Genomic DNA, 19,976 nt, shown 5'->3' on the forward strand with positions numbered 1-19,976 from the left:
CCACCCACCCGCCCCATCCCTCTCAGGAGTACCGCCATGAAGACCCGCCGCACCGTCCTCGCCGCCCTCGCCTCGCTCACCGCCCTCGGCGTCCTCACCGCCTGCGGCTCGGGTGACGCCGCCCTCGACGCGGCCAAGCCCGAGGCGAAGAAGGCCGCCGACGGCATCAACCTCAGCCCCGAGCAGGACCGCGTCCACACCCCCAAGGTCGACGCACTCGCCGCCAAGCTGCCCGAGGCCGTCCGCAAGAGAGGCACCCTGGTCCTCGGCGTCTCCGCCACGAGCAATCCGCCGCTGGCCTTCCACGCCACCGACGACAAGACGCTCATCGGCGTCGAGGTCGACCTCGCGACCCTGGTCGCCGACGCCCTCGGTCTGAAGCCGGAGTTCAACCCGGTCTCCTGGGAGAACCTCTTCGTCGGCCTCGACAGCGGCAAGTACGACGCCGTCTTCTCCAACGTCACCGTCACCGAGGAGCGCAAGGACAAGTACGACTTCGCCACCTACCGCCTCGACGACCTCGCCTTCGAGGCGAAGAAGGGCTCCGGCTGGACGGTCAAGGGCCCCGAGGACGTGGCGGGGAAGGCGATCGCCGTCGGCTCCGGCACCAACCAGGAGAAGATCCTCGTCGACTGGTCCGCGCAGAACGAGAAGGCAGGCCGCAAGCCGGTCGACATCAAGTACTACCAGAACACCTCGGACTACTACCTGGCGCTCCAGTCCGGCCGCATCGACGGCTACCTCGGCCCCAACCCGGTCGCCGCCTACCACGTGCTCTCCGCCGGACAGACCGAGATCGTCGGCAAGTTCTCCGGTGCCGGCGCCGGCCTCCAGGGCAAGATCGCGGCCACCACCAAGAAGGACAGCGGACTCGTCGCCGCCTACGCCGCCGCCATCGACCACGTCGTCGGGAACGGCACCTACGCCCAGGTCCTCAAGCGGTGGGGCCTCGACAGCGAGGCCGTGACGAAGTCGGAGATCAACCCGCCGGGGCTGCCCCGCACCAAGAACTGACCACGCGCCGTCCGCACCCCGTCCTTCCGAGAGAGACCGCATGACCAGCAGCCGAACGCTCCACCTCGCCGCCGAACTCGCCCCGGGCGCCGGCGACCGGCCGGCCGGCCCGTCCGCCGCCCGCACCGCCGCACCCGCCGCCGCCGGCGCCGCCGCCCGTACGGTCGCGCTCGCCCGGCTCGCCGAGGCCGCCGGGCTCGACTTCCTCACCCACGACGACTCCTTCACCCGGCCCGGCCTCGACGCGCTCGCCGTCCTGGCCCGGGTCGCCCCGGAGACCCGCTCGGTCGGCCTCGTGCCGACCGTGACCACCACCCACACCGAGCCCTTCCACGTCCAGGCCGCCGTCGCCACCCTCGACTGGGTCAGCCGGGGCCGGGCCGGCTGGCGCATCGCGGTCTCCCCGACCGGGGCCGAGGCCCGGCTCTTCGGCCGCCGCCCGGCCCCGCCCACCGCCGAACTGTGGCAGGAGGCCGGCGAGGTCGCCGAGGTCTCCCGCAGGCTGTGGGACAGCTGGGAGGACGACGCCGAGATACGGGACACCGCGACCGGGCGGTTCGTCGACCGCAGGAAGCTCCACCATGTGAACTTCCAGGGGGCGACCTTCTCGGTCACCGGCCCCTCGATCGTCCCCCGGCCCCCGCAGGGCAACCCGGTCACGGTCGTCGACGCCACCCGCCCCGCCGCCCGCGACACCGCCGCCCACCACGCCGACGTGGCCCTCATCAGGGCCTCCTCCGCCGAGGAGGCCGCCGCCCTGCGCGCCGAACTGCACCAGGGGGCCCGCGCCCACGGCCGGGACCCCCGACAGCTCCGCGTCCTGCTCTCGGCGACCGTCGACCTCGACGCGTACGAGGGCGGGCCCGGCGCGCTCGCCGAACTGATCGCGGGCTGGCACGGCGGCGGGGCGGTCGACGGCTTCCACCTCGTGCCCGCGGTCCCCGAGCGGGACCTGGAGCGGTTCACCGCCGGCACCGTCGCCCCGCTGCGCGACCGCGGCCTCTTCCGCACCTCCTACGAGGGCACCACTCTCCGCGACCACCTGGGGCTCGTCCGCCCCGTCAGCCAGTACGCCACCGAGGCGCCCGCGACGACGGGAGCACGCGCATGAGCACCCGTGAGGGACGCCGGCGGATGCACCTCGCCGCGCACTTCCCCGGCGTCAACTCCACCACCCTCTGGGACGATCCGCACTCCGGCTCCCAGATCGACTTCTCCTCCTTCGAGCACCTCGCCAGGACCGCGGAGCGCGGCCTCTTCGACTTCTTCTTCCTGGCGGAGGGGCTGCGGCTGCGCGAGCACAACGGACGCATCCACGACCTCGACGTGGTCGGCCGGCCCGAGTCGGTCACCGTCCTGAACGCGCTCGCCGCCGTCACCGACCGGCTCGGCCTGGCCGGCACGGTCAACGCCACCTTCAACGAACCGTACGAACTGGCCCGGCGGCTCGCCTCGCTCGACCACCTCAGCGCGGGCCGGGCCGCCTGGAACGTCGTCACCTCCTCGGACGCCTTCACCGGGGAGAACTTCCGGCGCGGCGGCTTCCTGGACCGGGCCGACCGGTACACCCGGGCCGCCGAGTTCCTCGCCACGGCCCGGGAGCTGTGGGACTCCTGGACCCCGGAGGGCCGGCCGCGGCCCTTCGCCCACAGCGGGCCGCAGTTCGGGATCGAGGGCGAGTTCACCGTCCCGCGCTCCCCGCAGGGGCACCCGGTCGTCATCCAGGCCGGCGACTCCGCCGAGGGACGCGCGTTCGCGGCCTCCGCCGCCGACGTGGTCTTCACCCGGCACTCCACCCTGGAGGCGGGCCGCGCGTTCTACGCCGACGTCAAGGGACGGCTCGCCCGGTACGGCAGGGAGCCCGGCGACCTCAGGATCATGCCCGGCGTGACCTACGTCCTCGGGGACACCGACGCCGAGGCGCAGGAGCGCGCCGCGGAGATCCGCCGCCGGCAGGTCTCCCCGCAGAACGCGATCCTCGCCCTGGAACAGGTCTGGGGCCGCGACCTCTCCGGCTACGACCCGGACGGGCCGCTGCCCGACGTCGACCCCGATCCCGACTCGACGCTGGTCCAGGGCCGGGTGCGGGTCGCCGACCCGGTCGGGGTGGCCCGGAAGTGGCGGGCCCTCTCCGAGGCCAAGGGCATGTCGATCCGTCAGACGGTCGTCGAGTCCACGAGCCGGCAGTCCTTCGTGGGCAGCCCGGCGACGGTGGCGGCGGCCCTGGAGGAGTTCGTCGCCGCGGACGCGGCCGACGGCTTCATCCTCGTCCCGCACCTGACCCCCGGCGGCCTCGACGAGTTCGTCGACCGGGTCGTGCCGCTGCTCCAGGAGCGCGGCGTCTTCCGGACGGAGTACTCCGGCACGACGCTCCGGGCGCACCTCGGGCTTCCCGAGCCCGTATGGAAGGGTTGAGCACCATGAGCACGCACCACGACAGCGGCACGGGCACCAGCGCGGGAGCCGACCCGCGGCAGGAGTGGCGGCACTGGCACGAGCAGCGGGAGGCCGCGGTCTCCTCCTCGTACGGTCCGCTCTCCCTCACGGGCACCCACTGGCTCTCGGACGCCCCGGAGGGGCGCGTTCCGGGCGTTCCGGGGGAGTGGCGGGAGGACGGCGACGAGGTGCTCCTCAGCGCCGCCGCCGAGGACGGGATCACCGTCGACGGCAAGCCCTTCGCCGGCACGGTCCGGCTCACCGCCGACCACGCCCCGATCCACGAGTCCCGCGTCGAGTCGGCGGGCCGGCGCCTCGTCGTGCTGCGCCGCGAAGGACTCTGGGCCGTACGGGACTTCGACCCCCGCTCCGAGGCCCGCGCCGCCTTCCGGGGCATCGAGGCCACCCCGTACGACGAGCGCTGGGTGGTGCCCGGCGTCTTCCGCCCGTACGAGCGGACGCGGAGCGTACGGGTGGAGAACGCCGACGGCCGCGAGCGGGGCCTCGGGCTCTCCGGTGAACTTGCCTTCGAACTGCACGGCGGTGAGCACACCCTCCAGGTGGCCGTCGAGGACGACGGCTCCCTGTGGGCCGTCTTCGCCGACGCCACCAGCGGCCGGGACAGCTACCGCTTCCGCTTCCTGCGGCCGCCGGCCCCGGCGGCGGACGGCTCGGTGACGGTCGACCTCAACCGCGCGCTGCTGCCGCCCTGCGCCTTCGCCGATCACTTCATCTGCCCGTTCCCCCCGCCGGGGAACACCCTCGACACCGCCGTCGCGGCGGGCGAGCGGCGGCCGGCCGAGGGCTGACCGGCCGCGCCGAACCCTGCCCCGGGCGGCGCGCGCCGCCGCCGGAAGTCCCTTTGTGAAAGCATTCGCAAAGGGACTTCCGGCCCCTCCCCTCAGGCCCTTCTCCGCCCCTTTCCGCAGGTCGCCGGGTGTCGAATGGAGACATCGGAGAAACCGGGACCGAAGAAGGAGAGCCGGCCATGGAGACCGAGGAGAGGGTGGACGGACTGGTACGGGAGGCCCTCGGGGCACTCGACCGGTTCACGGAGCTCGACCAGGAGCAGGTCGACCACATCGTCAAGAAGGCCTCGCTCGCCGCGCTGAGCGCCCACGGCGACCTGGCGAGACTCGCCGTCGAGGAGACCGGCCGCGGCGTCTTCGAGGACAAGGCCGTCAAGAACCTCTTCGCCTGCGAGCACGTCACCCACTCGATGGCCGGCCTGAAGACCGCCGGAGTCATCCGCCGCGACGAGGTCAACGGCATCACCGAGATCGCCGAACCCGTCGGCGTGATCTGCGCGATGACCCCCGTCACCAACCCCACCTCGACCACGATCTTCAAGGCGCTGATCGCTCTCAAGACCCGCAACCCGATCGTCTTCGCCTTCCACCCCTCCGCCCAGCGCTGCTCGGCCGAGGCCGCCCGGATCGTCCGCGACGCCGCCGTCGCCGCCGGCGCGCCCGCCGGCTGCGTGCAGTGGATCGAGGAGCCCTCCATGGCGGCCACCGGCCTCCTGATGCACCACGAGGGCGTCTCCACCATCCTCGCCACCGGCGGGAACGCCATGGTCAAGGCCGCCTACTCGTGCGGCAAGCCGGCCCTCGGCGTCGGCGCGGGCAACGTCCCCGCGTACGTCACGAAGAGCGCGAAGCTCCCGCGGGCGATACACGACATCGTGCTCTCCAAGGCCTTCGACCACGGCATGATCTGCGCCTCCGAGCAGGCCGCCATCCTCGACACGGAGGTGTACGAGGACGGCGTCGCCGAGTTCGAGCGCCTCGGCGGTCACGTCCTCACCGCCGCCCAGAAGACCAAGCTGGAGGAGTACGTCTTCGGCACCACCGCCCACGCCACCGACTGCGCCGGCGCGAAGCTCAACGCGGCCGTCGTCGGCCGGTCCCCCCACTGGATCGCCGCACAGGCCGGCTTCGAGGTCCCCGAGGGCACCTCGGTCCTCCTCGCCGAATGCGCCGAGGTCGGCGAGGGCGAACCGCTCACCCGCGAGAAGCTCTCCCCGATCCTCGCCGTCCTCCGCGCCGACTCCACCGAGCACGGCCTCGCGCTCTCCGCCCGCATGGTCGAGTTCCACGGCCTCGGCCACAGCGCCGCCGTCCACACCGAGGACGAGGCCCTCGCCGAGGAGTTCGGCCGCCGCGTCAAGGCGGTCCGGGTCATCGTCAACGCCCCCTCCACCTTCGGCGGCATCGGCGACGTCTACAACGCCTTCCTGCCCTCCCTCACCCTCGGCTGCGGCTCCTACGGGCACAACTCCGTCGCCGGCAACGTCACCGCGGCCGACCTGATCAACATCAAGCGGATCGGACGGCGCAACACGAGCATGCAGTGGTACAAGGTCCCGCCGAAGATCTACTTCGAGCGGGGCGCCCTCCGCTACCTCGGCGAGATGGAGGGCCTGGAGCGGGTCACCATCGTCACCGACCGGACCATGGGCGAGATCGGCCTCGTCCGGAGGGTCACCGACATCCTGAACGGCCGCCCCGAGCCGGTCACCGTCCAGGTCATCGACTCCGTCGAGCCCAACCCCGAGCTCGCCACCGTCCGGGCCGGCGCCGCCGCCATGCGGGAGTTCCGCCCGGACACCGTCATCGCCCTCGGCGGCGGCTCCCCGATGGACGCGGCGAAGATCATGTGGCTGATGTACGAGCGGCCCGAGGTCGAGTTCGCCGACACCAGGGAGAAGTTCTTCGACATCCGCAAGCGCGCCTACCGCTTCCCGAAGCTCGGCGAGAAGGCGAGGCTCGTCGCGATCCCGACCACCTCGGGCACCGGCAGCGAGGTCACCCCCTTCGCGGTGATCTCCGACCCGGAGGCGGCCCAGAAGTACCCGCTCGCCGACTACGCGCTCACCCCCGACGTCGCCGTCGTCGACCCGGAACTGCCGCTCCACCTGCCGCCCACGGTCACCGCCGACTCCGGCTTCGACGCCCTCACCCACGCCACCGAGGCCTACGTCTCCGCCTACGCGAACGACTTCACCGACGGCCAGTGCCTCCAGGCGATCAAGCTGATCTTCGAGAACCTGGAGACCTGTGTGACGCAGGGCGCCCGGGCGCCCGAGGCCCGCGAGAAGATGCACAACGCGTCCACCATCGCCGGCATGGCCTTCGCCAACGCCTTCCTCGGCCTCGTCCACGCCATGGCCCACACCCTCGGCAACACCTTCCACGTCGCCCACGGCCGCACCAACGCGCTGCTGCTCCCGCACGTGATCCGCCACAACGGCACCGTCACCCACAAGGCCGTGCCGTGGCCGAAGGCCGAGGTCTACCGGGCCCCGGAGCGCTTCCAGGAGATCGCGCGGATGCTCGGCCTGCCGGCCGCGACCCCCGAGGAGGGCGTGGAGTCCTACGCCCGGGCGGTCGAGGAGCTGCGCACCCGCTGCGGCATCCCCGCCTCCTTCCAGGAGGAGGGCGTCGACGAGGCGGCCTTCCTCGCGGCCCTGCCGCAGCAGGCGATGAACGCCTACGCCGACCAGTGCGCACCGGCGAACCCGAGGATGCCGATGATCGACGAGATGAAGGAGCTGATGACCCGGGCGTACTACGGCCGGTAGTCCGCCGAGGTCCGACGGTGCCGCCCCGCGCGAGGACGCGCGGGGCGGCACCGGGGTGTACCCGGCCAGGTGCGGGGGTGGTTCGGGAGGCGAGGCTCCGCGCGCGCCGGCTCAGAGGGCGCGGGCGAACTCCAGGCGGTCGGCGAAGTTCACGTATCCGGCGCGCGCGAAGGCCCGGGCCATCGCCACGTTCGCGGCGTCGCAGTCGCCGCGGATCTCGGTGGCCCCGGCGGCGGCCAGGATGCGCGTGCCCCGGACCACGACCGAGGTGGCGTACCCCTTGCCCCGGTGCGCGGGGGTGACGCCGACGAATCCGATCACCGGAACGGCGGGGTTCTCGGCGGGCAGGCTGATCACGGCGACCGTGCCGTCCGCGGCGTAGCCGAGCTCCCACCAGCCGGGCTCGTGCTTCAGCTCGGCCGTCTCCTCGAAGAGCAGCTCGGCCGCGCGCCGGGCGCCGTGCCGGCGCACGTCGGCCGCGAGGCGGGCGTCGGCGGTGTCCGCGAGCAGCTCGGCGAGGGCCTCGACGAAGGGTCCGCGGCCGAGTTCGGCGAGCGAGCGGAAGGTGAGCCGGGGGTCGTCCGCGGGCAGCGCGTCCGGTGCGCCGGGGCTCCGGTGGACGAACCGGCGTCCGTCGCGGACCACCGCGAAGCCGGACGCCCGCAGCAGCTCGCCGCGGTCCTCCGGGTTCCGCTGGAACTGCGGGGCCTGGGCGGGGGAGTCGACGACGTGCTCCAGCTCCGTCGCACCCAGCTTCCCGGCCTCGGCGGCCGCCGCGTCGAGCAGGGCGGCGGCGGTCTCCGGGGCGTCCCGCGGCGCCTCGAACAGCACCAGGGCGAGCGGGACCTCCTGTCCCGGCAGGGTCCACAGCACCACGCTGCCGGTGGGGCGGCCGTCGCCGTCCTCGGCGACCAGGCACCACTCGGGCCGGGTGCACCCGCTGTCGAGGAGCTGGGCGAGGTACGCGCGGGTGGCGGCGTTGCGTTCGGGGTCGTCGGGGTGCTCGACCAGGGCGGGGAGTTCGTCGGGACGGGCGGGGCGCACAACTGTCACGGAGGGCCTTGTCGTTCGGGGGCGTTCGGTCTGCCCCGCGAACGTAGCGGCCGTCGGCCGGACGGGCCAGCGGTTTGCGGGGTCAGGGGGTCGGCGCGCCGCCGACCTCCTCCGCGATCGGCTCCGGTTCCGGCTTGCGCTTGAGGGAGGACATCACCAGGGTGACGACCACGCCGACGACCGCCCAGGCCGAGAGGACCAGCATCGAGGTGGTCATGTCGTTGCCCTTGAAGTAGGCGATCGAGCGGGCGGCCCAGGTGCCCGCGCCCGGCGGCAGGGCGGGGCCGATCGCGTTCCAGAACGGCGGCAGCATCGGCAGCGGGAACGCGCCTCCCGCGCTCGGGTTGCCCGCGACCACGATGAGCAGGATCGCCAGGCCGATGCCGACGATCCCGAAGACCGACTGCAGGGCGAGGGTGGCGGCCCCGACGGCGAAGACGACCAGCGTCCCGAGCCCCCACAGGGCCGCGACGCTGCCGGGCAGGGCGCCCAGGATCGGGCCGACGATGATCGCGCCGCCGAGCCCGCCGAGGACCGAGTAGACGGCCAGCACGCCGAGGCGGATGATCGCGCGTTCCCGGTTGGCGGGCCGGGAGCCGGCGCTGATCGCCAGGATCGCGGCGCAGATGTAGCCGCCGACGCACCAGCCGACGACGAGGTAGAAGGCCGAGAGGCCGTCGAAGTCCTCGGGGGACGCGGGGGCCACGTCGACGGTCCGCACGGCGCGGTCCTGGCTCGCCTCCACGCGGGTGAGCATCGCCTGCAGCGTCGAGGAGAGCACGGTGCCGCCGCCGGAGGCCACGAGCAGGGTGTCGGTGCGGCCGGCGGGGTCGACCACCAGGGCGCCGTCGATGTCCCGGTTCAGGATCTGGTTCCGCGCCGTGGCCGCGTCGGCGACCGCGCGGGCGTCGAGCGGGGAGCCGGGGAGCCGGTCCAGCTCTCCGACGAGCTGCGCGGAGACCCGCTGCGGCGCGACGACGCCGAAGGGGACGTCCCGCGGCTGGGGGTGGTGCAGGGCTCCGACGTACGAGGTGATGAACAGCAGCTGGAGCGCGAAGACGCCGATGACCAGGAGGGCGGCTCGGGGGGTGACGGCGCTTTTCAGTTCGTCGACGAGGCTCATGCCCCCACGCTCCGGGGCGGGGTGCGTTTGCGCAGGTGGGACGCACCTGAATGGCTGAGCGGAGGACGCCCCGGCGTGCTTATCGTACGCACGTTCGATATGGGTTAGAGTGAGGAACGAGGGGGTGAGAACGTACGTACGATTTCGATGCGGGAGCCGGGAGGCGCGCCATGCCGGGGTTCACGCATCTGCACACCGCCTCGGGCTACTCCCTCCGCTACGGTGCCTCCCACCCCGAGCGCCTCGCCGGACGGGCCGCCGAGCGCGGCATGGACGCGCTCGCCCTGACCGACCGCGACACCCTCGCGGGCACGATCCGCTTCGCCAAGGCGTGCGCGAAGGAGGGGGTCCGCCCCCTGTTCGGCGTGGACCTCGCGTACGAGGCGACGGTGCCGGGGCCGGGACCGTCCGGACCGGGTGCGTCCGCGTCCGGCGGCGGCCCGCGCGGCGCCGCGCGGACGCCCGGCCGCGGCCCGCAGGAGATCCGGCGGGTGCCCGTCCGCGGCGGCGCCTTCGTCGACGAGTCCGCGCCCCGCGCCGTCTTCCTCGCCCGTTCCCGCGCCGGCTGGGCCTCGCTCTGCGCGATGATCACCGCCGCCCACGCCGGGGGAGGGGAGCGGCCCCTGCTGCCCTGGGCCGCCCTCTGCGACGACGGGGTCTTCGTTCTCCTCGGTCCCGACTCCGACGTCGGACGCGCCCTCGCCGCCGGCCGCCCCGACCGGGCGGCCCGGCTGCTCGCGCCCTGGCGCGAGCGCTACGGCGACGCGCTCCGCCTCGCGGCCGTCGACCACGGGCGCTCCGGCACCGGCCCCGGCTCCCTGCGGCTCGCCGCTCGGACCGTCGGCTTCGCCGCCGAGCAGGGCGTCCGGCCGGTCCTCAGCAACGCCGTCCGGTACGCCGACCCCGGCCAGGGCCCGGTGGCCGACGTCCTCGACTCGGCCCGCCGCCTCGTCCCCGTCGACCCCCGCAAGGAGCTCGACAGCGGTGCCGCCTGGCTCAAGGGGGCCGACGGCATGCTGGCCGCCGCCGAGCGGATCGTCGAGGCCGCCGGATTCCGCCGGGACACCGCCCACCGGCTCCTGGACCGGACCGCGTCGGTCGCCGCCGCCTGCCTGGTCGACCCCGAGGACGACCTCGGCATCGGCTCCGCCCACTTCCCCGAACCGCACCTCGTCGGCGCCGAGCACCGCACCGCGCAGCGCGTCCTCGCCTCCCGCGCCGCCGCCGGCATGGTCCTCAAGGGGTACGAGGGACGGGGCGCCTACTGGGACCGGATGCACCGCGAGCTGGACGTCATCGCCCACCACCGCTTCGCCCCCTACTTCCTGACGGTCGCCCAGGTCGTCGACGACGTACGGGGCATGGGCATCCGGGTCGCGGCCCGCGGCTCCGGCGCCGGCTCCCTCGTCAACCACCTCCTCGGCATCGCGCACGCCGACCCGGTCGAGCACGGCCTCCTGATGGAGCGCTTCCTCTCCAAGCGCCGCACCGTCCTGCCCGACATCGACGTCGACGTGGAGTCCGCCCGCCGCCTGGAGGTCTACCGGGCGATCATCGACCGCTTCGGCACCGCACGCGTCGCCACCGTCTCCATGCCCGAGACCTACCGGGTCCGGCACGCCGTCCGGGACGTGGGCGCGGCCCTCTCCCTGGACCCGGCCGAGATCGACCGGATCGCCAAGGCCTTCCCGCACATCCGCGCCCGGGACGCCCTCGCCGCCCTCGACGAACTGCCCGAACTCCGGGAACTCGCCGGGGAGCGGGAGAAGTACGGCAGGCTCTGGGAACTCGTCGAGGCCCTCGACGCCCTCCCGCGCGGGACCGCCATGCACCCCTGCGGGGTCCTGCTCTCCGACGCCTCGCTGCTCGCCCGCACCCCCGTGGTGCCCACCAGCGGCGAGGGCTTCCCCATGTCCCAGTTCGACAAGGAGGACGTGGAGGACCTCGGGCTGCTCAAACTCGACGTCCTCGGGGTGCGGATGCAGTCGGCGATGGCCCACGCCGTCGCCGAGGTCGAGCGGGCCACCGGGACCCGCCCGGACATCGACGCGATTCCGGAGGGGGACCCCGAGACGTACCGGCTCATCCGCTCCACCGAGACCCTCGGCTGCTTCCAGATCGAGTCGCCGGGCCAGCGCGACCTGGTCGGCCGGCTCCAGCCCGCCTCCTTCCACGACCTCGTCGTCGACATCTCCCTCTTCCGGCCGGGCCCGGTCGCCGCCGACATGGTCCGCCCCTTCATCGAGTCCCGGCACGGCCGCGCGCCCGTCCGCTACCCGCACCCCGACCTGGAGGAGACGCTCCGGGAGACGTACGGCGTGGTCGTCTTCCACGAGCAGATCATCGAGATCGTACGGATCATGACCGGCTGCGGCCGGGACGAGGCCGACCAGGTGCGGCGCGGGCTCTCCGACCCGGAGTCGCAGGGCCGGATCAAACTCTGGTTCGCCCGGGAGGCCTCGGGGCGCGGATACGCGGACGAGGTCGTCGCCCGCACCTGGGAGATCGTGGCCGCCTTCGGCTCGTACGGCTTCTGCAAGGCGCACGCGGTGGCCTTCGCCGTGCCGACGTACCAGTCCGCCTGGCTCAAGGCGCACCACCCCGCCGCCTTCTACGCCGGACTGCTCACCCACGACCCCGGCATGTACCCCAAGCGGCTGCTGCTCGCGGACGCGCGGCGGCGCGGGGTGCCGGTGCTGCCGCTGGACGTGAACCGCTCGGCGGTCGCCCACCGTATCGAACTGGTGTCTGAATCTACGGTGCGGTGGGGGCTCCGGCTGGGCCTCACCGACGTCCACGGCATCAGCGAGGCCGAGGGCGCGCGGATCGAGGCCGGGCAGCCGTACGCCTCCCTCCTCGACTTCTGGGAACGGGCCCGCCCCCGCACCCCCGTGGCCGAACGCCTCGCCCAGGTCGGCGCGTTGGACGCCTTCGGCGCCAACCGCCGCGACCTCCTCCTGCACCTCACCGAACTCCGGCGCATCCAGCGGGGCGCGGCCTCGCACGGCGGCCAACTCCCGCTCGCCCAGGGCGGGAAGACGGCCCCCGTGGGTCTGCCCGACCTGGACGAGACGGAACGGCTCAGCGCCGAGCTCGGCATCCTCGGCATGGACGCCTCCCGGCACCTCATGGGCGACCACCACGCCTTCCTCCGCGAGCTCGGCGTCGTCTCCGCCCAGCGCCTGCGTGAGACCCCGCACGGCAGGACCGTCCTCGTCGCGGGCGCCAAGGCCGCCACCCAGACCCCGCCGATCCGCTCCGGCAAGCGGGTCATCTTCACCACCCTCGACGACGGCACCGGCCTGGTCGACCTCGCCTTCTTCGACGACGCCCACGAGCGCTGCGCCCACACCGTCTTCCACTCCTGGCTGCTGCTGGTCCGGGGCGTGGTGCAGCGGCGCGGTCCGCGCAGCGTCAGCGTGGTCGGCGCCACGGCCTGGAACCTCGCCGAACTCGTCGAACTCCGGGCGTCCGGGGGCCTGGACGCGGTGGGCGAACGGCTCGCCGAGCCCGACCCGGCGGACCCGGCCGACGACACCGCGGCCGCCGCCGGCCGCGGCGACTCCGGGCGGCGCATCACGATGTCCACGGGGTACGAGATGAACCCCTGGGCCGACCTCAAGCCGGCGGGCGAGGGGACCCCGAGCGGACGGAAGCTGTGGCACAGCAGCCCGGGCTCGGCGGGATGACCGGCCCGGGCCGCGCGGATCGGCGGTCCTGCCCTGGGGCGCGGCCCTGCCCGGGTGCGCGGCCCTGCTCCGGCGCGGGGGCCCGCCCCGGCACGAGGTCCCGCTCCGGCTCAGGCGGTCGCCGCCTCGGCGTCGAGCCCTGCTTCGGCGTGCGGCCCTGTCCCGGGGCGAGGTCCCGCTCCGGCGCGAAGTCCCGCCCCGGCTCAGGTGGTCGCCACCCCGGCGTCCGGCCCTGCTTCGGCGCTGGGGCCCGCTCCGGCGCGAAGTCCCGCCCCGGCTCAGGCGGTCGCCGCTCCGGAGACCGCCGTGTCGACGGAGGCGTACGTCACCCCGTGGTCGGCGAGGACCTCCGCGACGACCCCGCCGGTCGTGGTGAGCGCGAGCAGGATGTGCTCGTCGCCGATCTCCCGGTCCTTGCGGGCCAGTGCCACCCGGAGGGACTTCTCCAGGACGGTCTTGGCCTCCCGCGAGAAGGGTCGGCGGCCCGAACGCCGCCCGGAGTCCCCGCGGTCGCCGGCCAGCGCGCCCGCGCCGTGGGTCTCCTCCACCCTGGCCACGATCGCGCCGACGTCGATGCCGAGCTCCGCCAGGGCCTCCTGGTCCGCGCGGGAGAGACCCGCCCGGCGCCGCGCGTCGGCCAGGGCGGCCGCCAGGGCGGGGCGGCGGTCCGGCGGGCACAGTGTGCGCAGGGCGTCCGCCGCGCGGGTGCCCTCCCCGTCGAGGAGGGCGAGGAGCAGGTGCTCCGGGGTGACGGCCGCCGCGCCGCCCCGCTCCGCGTGCTCGACCGCGCCCTTCACCACGGTGCGCGCGGCCTTAGTGAACCGTTCGAACATCACTGCCTCCCGTACTTCTTGTGGACGGCCTGCCGGCTGACACCCAGCTCGGTGGCGATCTCCTGCCACGACCAGCCCTGGTCGCGCGCACCGCGCACCTGGACGGCCTCCAGCTGTTCGAGGAGTCGCCGGAGGGCGGAGACGGCCCGTAGTCCGACCCGTGGGTCGCGGTCGCCCGCCCGTGCGGCGAGATCGGTCGCATCGGTCATGACGTCAACTTACGTTGACAGTTCGCCGACCGTCAACCCAGGTTGACGCTCTTTCGGACTCGCACAAACATTCGAACATGCTTTAGTGTGGAAGGACGGGAAGGGGCGTTCATGGGCAAACAGGGACAGTCGGCGGGGCGAGGAGCGGAGGGCGGCGACATGATCCTCTGCGTACGGTTCCGTCTCGACGGGCCCGCCTTCGCGAGCGGCGGGGCCGAGGCCCTGCTCCCCCCGCTGATCGACCTGCTCGCCGAGTTCACCCCCGTCGTCGAGGCGGCCCCGCCCCGCGAGGCGCTCGCCGACGTACGGGGCGCCCTGCGCTACTTCGACCGCGGCCCGGCCGAGCTCGCCTCGGTGATCCGGGTCAGGGCGCTCGCCCTGTACGGCGTCGACTGCGTGATCGGCGCCGGGGCCAATCCGATGCTGGCCCGGATGGCCGCGAGCGAGGCCCGGCCCGGCGCCACCCTGGTCGTCGACGACCCCGCGGCCTTCCTGCGCGACCGGCCGGTCGTCGCACTCGACGGCGTCGGCCGCGCCACCGCCCGCACCCTCTGCGGCTACGGACTCGACTCCGTCGGCCGCGTCGCGGACGCCCCCCTCGCCGTGCTCCAGCGGCTCGTCGGAGCGAAGGCCGGCCGCGACCTGTGGGAGCGCGCCCGGGGCGTCGACCGCACCCCCGTCGTCCCGCACGCGGTCTCCCGCTCGGTCGCGGCCGAGCGCTCCTTCCCGCACGACGAGACCGACCGGACGCGTCAGCGCCGGGCCCTGCTCTCGCTCGCCGAGGAACTGGGCACCCGGCTGCGCACGGAGGGGCAGGTGTGCCGGTCCCTCGCCGTCACCGTGCGGTACGCGGACCGGACCACGACCACCCGGAGCCGCGCCCTGCCCGAACCCACCGCCCACTCGGCCGCGCTCACCGCCCTCGCGTACGCGGTCCACGACTCCTTCGGCCTCCAGCGGGCCCGGGTGCGGGGCGTCGCCCTGCGCGCCGAGGGCCTCGCGGGCGCGGAGGGGGCGGCGCACCAGCTGTCCCTCGACCCGTCGGACGAGAAGGCCCGGCGGATCGAGGCGGTGGCGGACAGGGTGCGGGCGAAGTTCGGCCCGCGGGCGGTCCTGCCGGGATCACTGGCGGCCTGAGGGCCCTTCCGCCGGGCTCCGGTGACGACACATCAGTTTTTACCGACGCGTAACTTCCCAGCCAAGGCTACCCGTGCGTAGCTTGGCTGAAGCGCATCCCCACCGCGCATCCCCACTTGTGGTCCGGACCGCAGGGCGTAGCACCCCCACCATCCCCTTGAGCCGCAAGGAGATCGCCCGATGCTGCCCTGGAAACACGCCGTCAGAGCGCTGTCCGTCCTGCTGCTGGCCGTCGCCGCCGTCCTCGCCCCGACCACCGCCGCTTCGGCCCGGGCCGAGACCGCCACCACCAGCCGTGGCTGGAACGACTACTCCTGCAAGCCCTCCGCCGCCCACCCGCGGCCCGTCGTCCTGGTCCACGGAACCCTCGGCAACTCCATCGACAACTGGCTCGTCCTCGCGCCGTACCTGGTCAACCGCGGATACTGCGTCTTCTCGCTCGACTACGGCCAGCTGCCGAACGTCCCGTTCTTCCACGGCCTCGGCCCCATCGAGGCCTCCGCCGGACAGCTCGACGCCTACGTCGACCGGGTCCTCGCCGCCACCGGCGCCCCCGAGGTCGACATCGTCGGGCACTCCCAGGGCGGCATGATGCCGCGCTGGTACCTCAAGTTCCTCGGCGGGGCCGAGAAGGTGAACGCCCTGGTCGGGATCGCCCCCGACAACCACGGCACCACCCTGCTCGGCCTCACCAGGCTCCTGCCGTACTTCCCCGGAGCCGAGGACCTGATCAAGGCCAACACCCCCGGGCTCGCCGACCAGATCGCCGGCTCGCCCTTCATCACCAAGCTCAACGCGGGCGGCGACACCGTGCCCGGGGTCCGCTACCACGTCATCGCGACCCAGTACGACGAGGTGGTCACCCCGTACCGCTCGCAGTTCCTGAGCGGCCCGAACGTCACCAACGTCCTCATCCAGGACAAGTGCGCGCTCGACCTGTCCGAGCACGTGGCGATCGGCACGGTGGACCGGGTCGCCTTCCACGAGGTCGCCAACGCCCTCGACCCGGCCCGCGCGACCCCGACCACCTGCCTCTCGGTCGTCGGCTAGAGGGCCTGGCCCCGGGTACGGCGCCGGCGCGTCGACCCGAAGAGCACGGCCGCGCCGATCGCGAGCACGGCGGCGCCACCGACCGCGAGGTACGGGGTGGTGGAGTCGCCACCGGTCTCGGCGAGCACCTCACCGGAGCCGGCGTCCGAAGCACCGGCGGGAGCGGGCGCGTTGGGCGCGGCGGTGGAGGCCTCGGCGGACGGGGCGGGCTGCGTCTCGTGGCCCGCCCCCTGGCCCGTCTCGTGACCCGTCCCCTGGCCCGTCTCGTGACCCGGGGCGGGCGCGGTCGCCTCCGCGCCCGTGGAGGCGTCGCCGTCCCCGTGCCCGCCGTGCTCCACCGAGGACTCGTCCTGACCGTCCTCGATCTGCTCGTCGCTCGGCGCGGAGGCGGTCGGAGCCGGGGCCGTACCGCCGCCGCTGTCCTTCCCGAACACCACGTCCGAGCAGGTGTAGAAGGCCTCGGGGGAGTCGGAGCGCTGCCAGATCGAGTAGATCAGGTGACGGCCCGACTTCTTCGGCACGGTGCCCTGGAAGACGTAGTCGCCGCTCTCCATCCGCGGGTCGGTCACCGTGGCGAACGGCTTGTCCTCCAGGTCCGACCACTTCAGCGGCTTCGACGGGTCGTACCCGTCCTTCGTCACGTACAGCTCGAACGAACCCCGGTGCGGCGCGGTCCCCTTGTAACGGAAGGTGTGCGCCCCCGAGGCCAGCGCGCTGGCCGGCCAGTCGGCCCGCGCGAGGTCGAGCCCCCGGTACTTGTCGTTCCCGGCGCTGCACAGCTTGCCGTCCGGGATCAGGTCACGGTGCTTCCCGGCGGCGTTGGCGATGTTCACCGCGTTCCAGTCGTAGAACGCCTGCGCCCCACTCGCCGCCACGGCCGCCTTGCAGGCGGCCGACTTCGGCGACTCGGGCCCCTCCGCGTAACAGGCCGACACCCGGCTCACCGGATCGGTCATCGACCCGTGCGCGACAGCGACCCCGGACCCGATCCCGACCCCGGACAGGGCCAGCACCGTGGTGGCGGCGACGGCGGATGCAGTGCGACGAGAGGTCATGGGGGGACAGCTCCTTCACGAGGGTGAGGTGGGGGGACGCCGAGAAAGCTAGCCGCCCGAATCCACGAAATCCCTGCTGGAAAGCCACGGAGGCCGATCCTTAGGACCGCTTTAAGGAACCACTAAGCAGCGGCTGAGGAAGCCCCGGAAGCCCCCTTCGGGGGCCGGTGTGCGACTACTCTGGGCCGACAGGCGGCAACCGACCTGAGGGGGAGCGGACTTGGACGCGGAGTTGGCCGTGCTGGCGGGCACGGCGGGGACGACATTGGTCACCTTGCTGACGACGGAGGCGTGGCAACGCGTCAGCGACGGCGTCGCCTCCCTGTGGCGCCGGGCGGAGCCGGACCGGGCCGAGGCGATCTCCGCCGAGCTGGAGACGACCCGGGCGGACCTCCTCGCCGCGCAGGACGGCGACGACCAGGAGTCCGGACGCGAACTCGGGGCGGAGTGGCAGGGCCGCATCCGGCGGCTGCTCGTGACGCATCCCGAGGAGGCCGCGGCACTCCGGCGGCTGCTGGACGAGCTGCAGCCGCCCACGTCCGGCGTTCCCGCGGTGACGCAGCAGGCCACCGCCTCCGGATACGCCCGCGTGTACCAGGCGGGCCGCGATCAGTACATCGAGGAACGATGAGCGGCGACTACGAGGCACGCGCCGACGGCCACGGCCGGATCTACCAGGCCTCGGGCGACCAGCACATCATCGAGCACCACCATCACGCCCCCGAGTGGGCCGGCCCCGACTCGGTGCGCCACCCCGCGGTCGGCCGGACCCCCGTCGTGCTCCGTGACCGCGTCGCCGAGATGGACCGGCTGAGGGCCGCCGTCGAGCCCGGCGTCGGCAACCGCGCCTACGTCCTCCACGGCATGGGCGGCTGCGGCAAGACCGCGGTCGCCCACGCCCTCTTCCGGCACGCCACCGAACAGGCCGGACGCATCGGTCTCTGGGTCAACGCGTCCGACCCGGCCTCCCTGCGCGCCGGCATGCTCGCCGTCGCCGCCGACCGGGGCGCCACCGACTCCGAACTCACCGGCGCGCGCAGCGGACTGCGGCCCGCCGCCGACCTGGTCTGGCACCACCTCGACGCCTCCGACCGGCCCTGGCTGCTCGTCCTGGACAACGCCGACACCCCCGCCGTCCTCCGCGACGGCGGGTGGCTGAGGACGAGCCCCCGGGGCATCGTCCTCGTCACCTCCCGCCAGGCGGCGGCCCACTGGTGGCCGGGCGCCGAACTCCTCCAGTTCGGCGTCCTGCCGCGCGAGGACGCCGCCCTCGTCCTCCAGGACCTCGCGCCCCACGCGGGGAGCGCCGAAGAGGCGGCGGAGGTCGCGGACCGCCTCGGGCGCCTTCCCCTGGCGCTCACCCTCGCCGGCGGATTCCTCGCCCACCAGATCATCGACCCGTGGAACCTCGCCGACTACCGGCACGGCCTCGACGGCGGCGCCGGCTACCACCCCATCGAACTCCTCGACCGGGGAGCCGAGACCGGCGCCGAATCCCGCCACCTGCTCAGCCGGACCTGGCAGCTCTCCCTCGACGCGCTCACCGCTCAGGGGCTCCCAGAGGCCACGGTGCTGCTGCGCCTGCTCGCCTGCTGGGCCGGCGACCCGCTCCCTCTCTCCCTGCTCTCCGGCGCCGGTCTCGGTGCGGAACTCCACCCGTCCCGTGTCGAATCCGCGCTCCGGGGGCTCCTCGACCACTCGCTGGCCGAGCTCGTCCCGGGCCGGGTGCGCTGCCTGCGCGTCCATGGGATCCTCCTCGACAGCGTGGCCCGGGCCACCCCCGAGGGCCAGCGCGACCTGCTCGCCACGGAGGCCACCCGTCTTCTGAGGGCGGCCCTGCCGGAGGTGCCCGAACGGGGAGCGCAGGATCCCGCGGTGACCCTGCTCGCCCCCCATGTCACAGCCCACCTGCGGAGAGCGGTCGACCGCGGCGGCGCCCCCGACGTGGTGGAGGGCGCGGCCGACTGCGTCGTCCGGCTCGTCATCGCCCTGCACAGGTCGGGGGACTACGCCTCGGCGCTGACAGTGGTGCGGGAAGCCCTCGCCCTCGTCACGCCAAGCCTTCCCGCCGACGACGTGTTCGCTCTGAGGCTCCGCCTGCGGGAGGGCCGTGCGCTCTTCCGGCTCGGACGGTTCGAGGAGTCCGGGACCGTCTACGAAGAGGTCCTCGGCGACTGCGAGCGGGCCCTCGGACCCGATGCCCCCGAGACGCTGGAGGCGTGTCTGCGCCTTGCGATGGTGCTTCCCCACCTCGGCCGACTCCAGGACGCGAGGGTTCTGATGAGGCGTGCGGCTCAAGGCCGGGAGACGACCCTCGGGAGGCTCCACCCGCTGACCCTCATCGCGCGGAAGAGCATCGTGGAGATGGCCGGGAGCCCGGACGCGGCCACGCTGCCCGACCGGGACGAGATGCTGGCCCTGGGACCCGGCGTCATCGCGGACTGCCGCAGTACAGCCGGGGACGATCACCCCATGACTCTCGGAGCCGAGCTGGGCTACGCGTACGCGCTCGCGTCCGTGGAGAGGCCGGCTGAGGCACTGCCCCATATCCGCAAAGCCCTCGCCGGGTACGAGCGTATCCTCGCTCCGGACTACCCCCTGCTGCTCAACGCGCGCCAGACACTCAGCGTCGTGCTCGCCGCCCTCGGACAGCACGCCGACGCGATCGAGCAGGGCGAGCTGCTGGTGGCAGGGCGCAACCGCGTACTGGGCCCCGCCCACCCCTGGACGGTGCACGCCGAAGAGCTCCTCCATACGTATCGGGAGAGCGCCGCCGACACTATATGAGACCGCC

At 73.8% G+C, this 19,976-nt stretch carries 15 protein-coding genes; 10 read left to right on the forward strand and 5 right to left on the reverse strand.

Annotated elements, in window-relative coordinates:
- Window positions 1–36: 36 nt before the first annotated feature.
- The 5 genes from ACY0MR_RS28360 (at window position 37) to adhE (ending at window position 7,033) form a co-directional block, all read left to right on the forward strand.
- A complete protein-coding gene (locus tag ACY0MR_RS28360; RefSeq protein ID WP_403316588.1) occupies window positions 37–1,014 on the forward strand; it encodes an ABC transporter substrate-binding protein in 978 nt (325 codons plus the stop codon).
- A 40-nt stretch (window positions 1,015–1,054) separates the two neighbouring features.
- Complete coding sequence (locus ACY0MR_RS28365; RefSeq protein ID WP_473556092.1) at window positions 1,055–2,125, forward strand: LLM class flavin-dependent oxidoreductase; 1,071 nt, start codon at window positions 1,055–1,057, stop codon at window positions 2,123–2,125.
- A gap of 23 nt (window positions 2,126–2,148) precedes the next feature.
- A complete protein-coding gene (locus tag ACY0MR_RS28370; protein ID WP_473561904.1) occupies window positions 2,149–3,429 on the forward strand; it encodes an NtaA/DmoA family FMN-dependent monooxygenase in 1,281 nt (426 codons plus the stop codon).
- A 5-nt stretch (window positions 3,430–3,434) separates the two neighbouring features.
- Window positions 3,435–4,259 carry a DUF1684 domain-containing protein gene (locus ACY0MR_RS28375; protein ID WP_388804303.1) on the forward strand — a complete coding sequence of 275 codons (825 nt, stop codon included), beginning with the start codon at window positions 3,435–3,437 and terminating at the stop codon, window positions 4,257–4,259.
- A gap of 143 nt (window positions 4,260–4,402) precedes the next feature.
- A complete protein-coding gene (adhE, locus tag ACY0MR_RS28380) occupies window positions 4,403–7,033 on the forward strand; it encodes a bifunctional acetaldehyde-CoA/alcohol dehydrogenase (RefSeq protein ID WP_388804734.1) in 2,631 nt (876 codons plus the stop codon).
- A gap of 111 nt (window positions 7,034–7,144) precedes the next feature.
- On the opposite strand, the gene ACY0MR_RS28385 is transcribed toward adhE, so the two are convergent.
- Window positions 7,145–8,086 carry a GNAT family N-acetyltransferase gene (locus ACY0MR_RS28385; protein ID WP_388804306.1) on the reverse strand — a complete coding sequence of 314 codons (942 nt, stop codon included), beginning with the start codon at window positions 8,084–8,086 and terminating at the stop codon, window positions 7,145–7,147.
- Between the two features lie 82 nt (window positions 8,087–8,168).
- Window positions 8,169–9,209 carry an ABC-2 transporter permease gene (locus ACY0MR_RS28390; RefSeq protein ID WP_473556094.1) on the reverse strand — a complete coding sequence of 347 codons (1,041 nt, stop codon included), beginning with the start codon at window positions 9,207–9,209 and terminating at the stop codon, window positions 8,169–8,171.
- 170 nt (window positions 9,210–9,379) lie between these two features.
- Between ACY0MR_RS28390 and ACY0MR_RS28395 the strand changes: the two genes are divergently transcribed.
- On the forward strand, window positions 9,380–12,898 hold the full coding sequence (locus tag ACY0MR_RS28395; protein ID WP_473556097.1) for a DNA polymerase III subunit alpha: 3,519 nt from the start codon (window positions 9,380–9,382) through the stop codon (window positions 12,896–12,898).
- 278 nt (window positions 12,899–13,176) lie between these two features.
- Here ACY0MR_RS28395 and ACY0MR_RS28400 read toward each other — a convergent pair whose 3' ends face one another.
- Both ACY0MR_RS28400 and ACY0MR_RS28405 read right to left on the reverse strand, forming a co-directional pair.
- Window positions 13,177–13,731: a Clp protease N-terminal domain-containing protein gene (locus ACY0MR_RS28400; protein WP_392865251.1), complete on the reverse strand. Its 555-nt coding sequence runs from the start codon at window positions 13,729–13,731 to the stop codon at window positions 13,177–13,179.
- Complete coding sequence (locus ACY0MR_RS28405; RefSeq protein WP_360609349.1) at window positions 13,731–13,940, reverse strand: helix-turn-helix domain-containing protein; 210 nt, start codon at window positions 13,938–13,940, stop codon at window positions 13,731–13,733. The genes ACY0MR_RS28400 and ACY0MR_RS28405 overlap by 1 nt, the downstream gene beginning before the upstream one ends.
- 111 nt (window positions 13,941–14,051) lie before the next feature.
- Between ACY0MR_RS28405 and ACY0MR_RS28410 the strand changes: the two genes are divergently transcribed.
- A complete protein-coding gene (locus ACY0MR_RS28410; RefSeq protein WP_451060946.1) occupies window positions 14,052–15,077 on the forward strand; it encodes a DNA polymerase Y family protein in 1,026 nt (341 codons plus the stop codon).
- 180 nt (window positions 15,078–15,257) lie between these two features.
- The gene (locus ACY0MR_RS28415) at window positions 15,258–16,127 is read left to right on the forward strand and encodes an esterase/lipase family protein (RefSeq protein ID WP_404084533.1); all 870 of its coding nucleotides are present in this window, start codon (window positions 15,258–15,260) and stop codon (window positions 16,125–16,127) included.
- Here the strand turns inward: ACY0MR_RS28415 and ACY0MR_RS28420 are convergent.
- Entirely contained in the window at window positions 16,124–17,182 is a 1,059-nt protein-coding gene (locus ACY0MR_RS28420) for a lytic polysaccharide monooxygenase (protein ID WP_404084531.1), read from the reverse strand. The genes ACY0MR_RS28415 and ACY0MR_RS28420 overlap by 4 nt on opposite strands.
- A 220-nt stretch (window positions 17,183–17,402) precedes the next feature.
- On the opposite strand from ACY0MR_RS28420, the gene ACY0MR_RS28425 reads away from it, so the two are divergent.
- Window positions 17,403–17,813: a hypothetical protein gene (locus ACY0MR_RS28425; RefSeq protein WP_388804324.1), complete on the forward strand. Its 411-nt coding sequence runs from the start codon at window positions 17,403–17,405 to the stop codon at window positions 17,811–17,813.
- Window positions 17,810–19,969 carry a tetratricopeptide repeat protein gene (locus ACY0MR_RS28430; protein ID WP_388804326.1) on the forward strand — a complete coding sequence of 720 codons (2,160 nt, stop codon included), beginning with the start codon at window positions 17,810–17,812 and terminating at the stop codon, window positions 19,967–19,969. Before ACY0MR_RS28425 ends, ACY0MR_RS28430 begins: the two co-directional genes overlap by 4 nt.
- The last annotated feature ends 7 nt before the right edge of the window (window positions 19,970–19,976 follow it).

The organism is Streptomyces sp. JN8 (assembly GCF_055808075.1).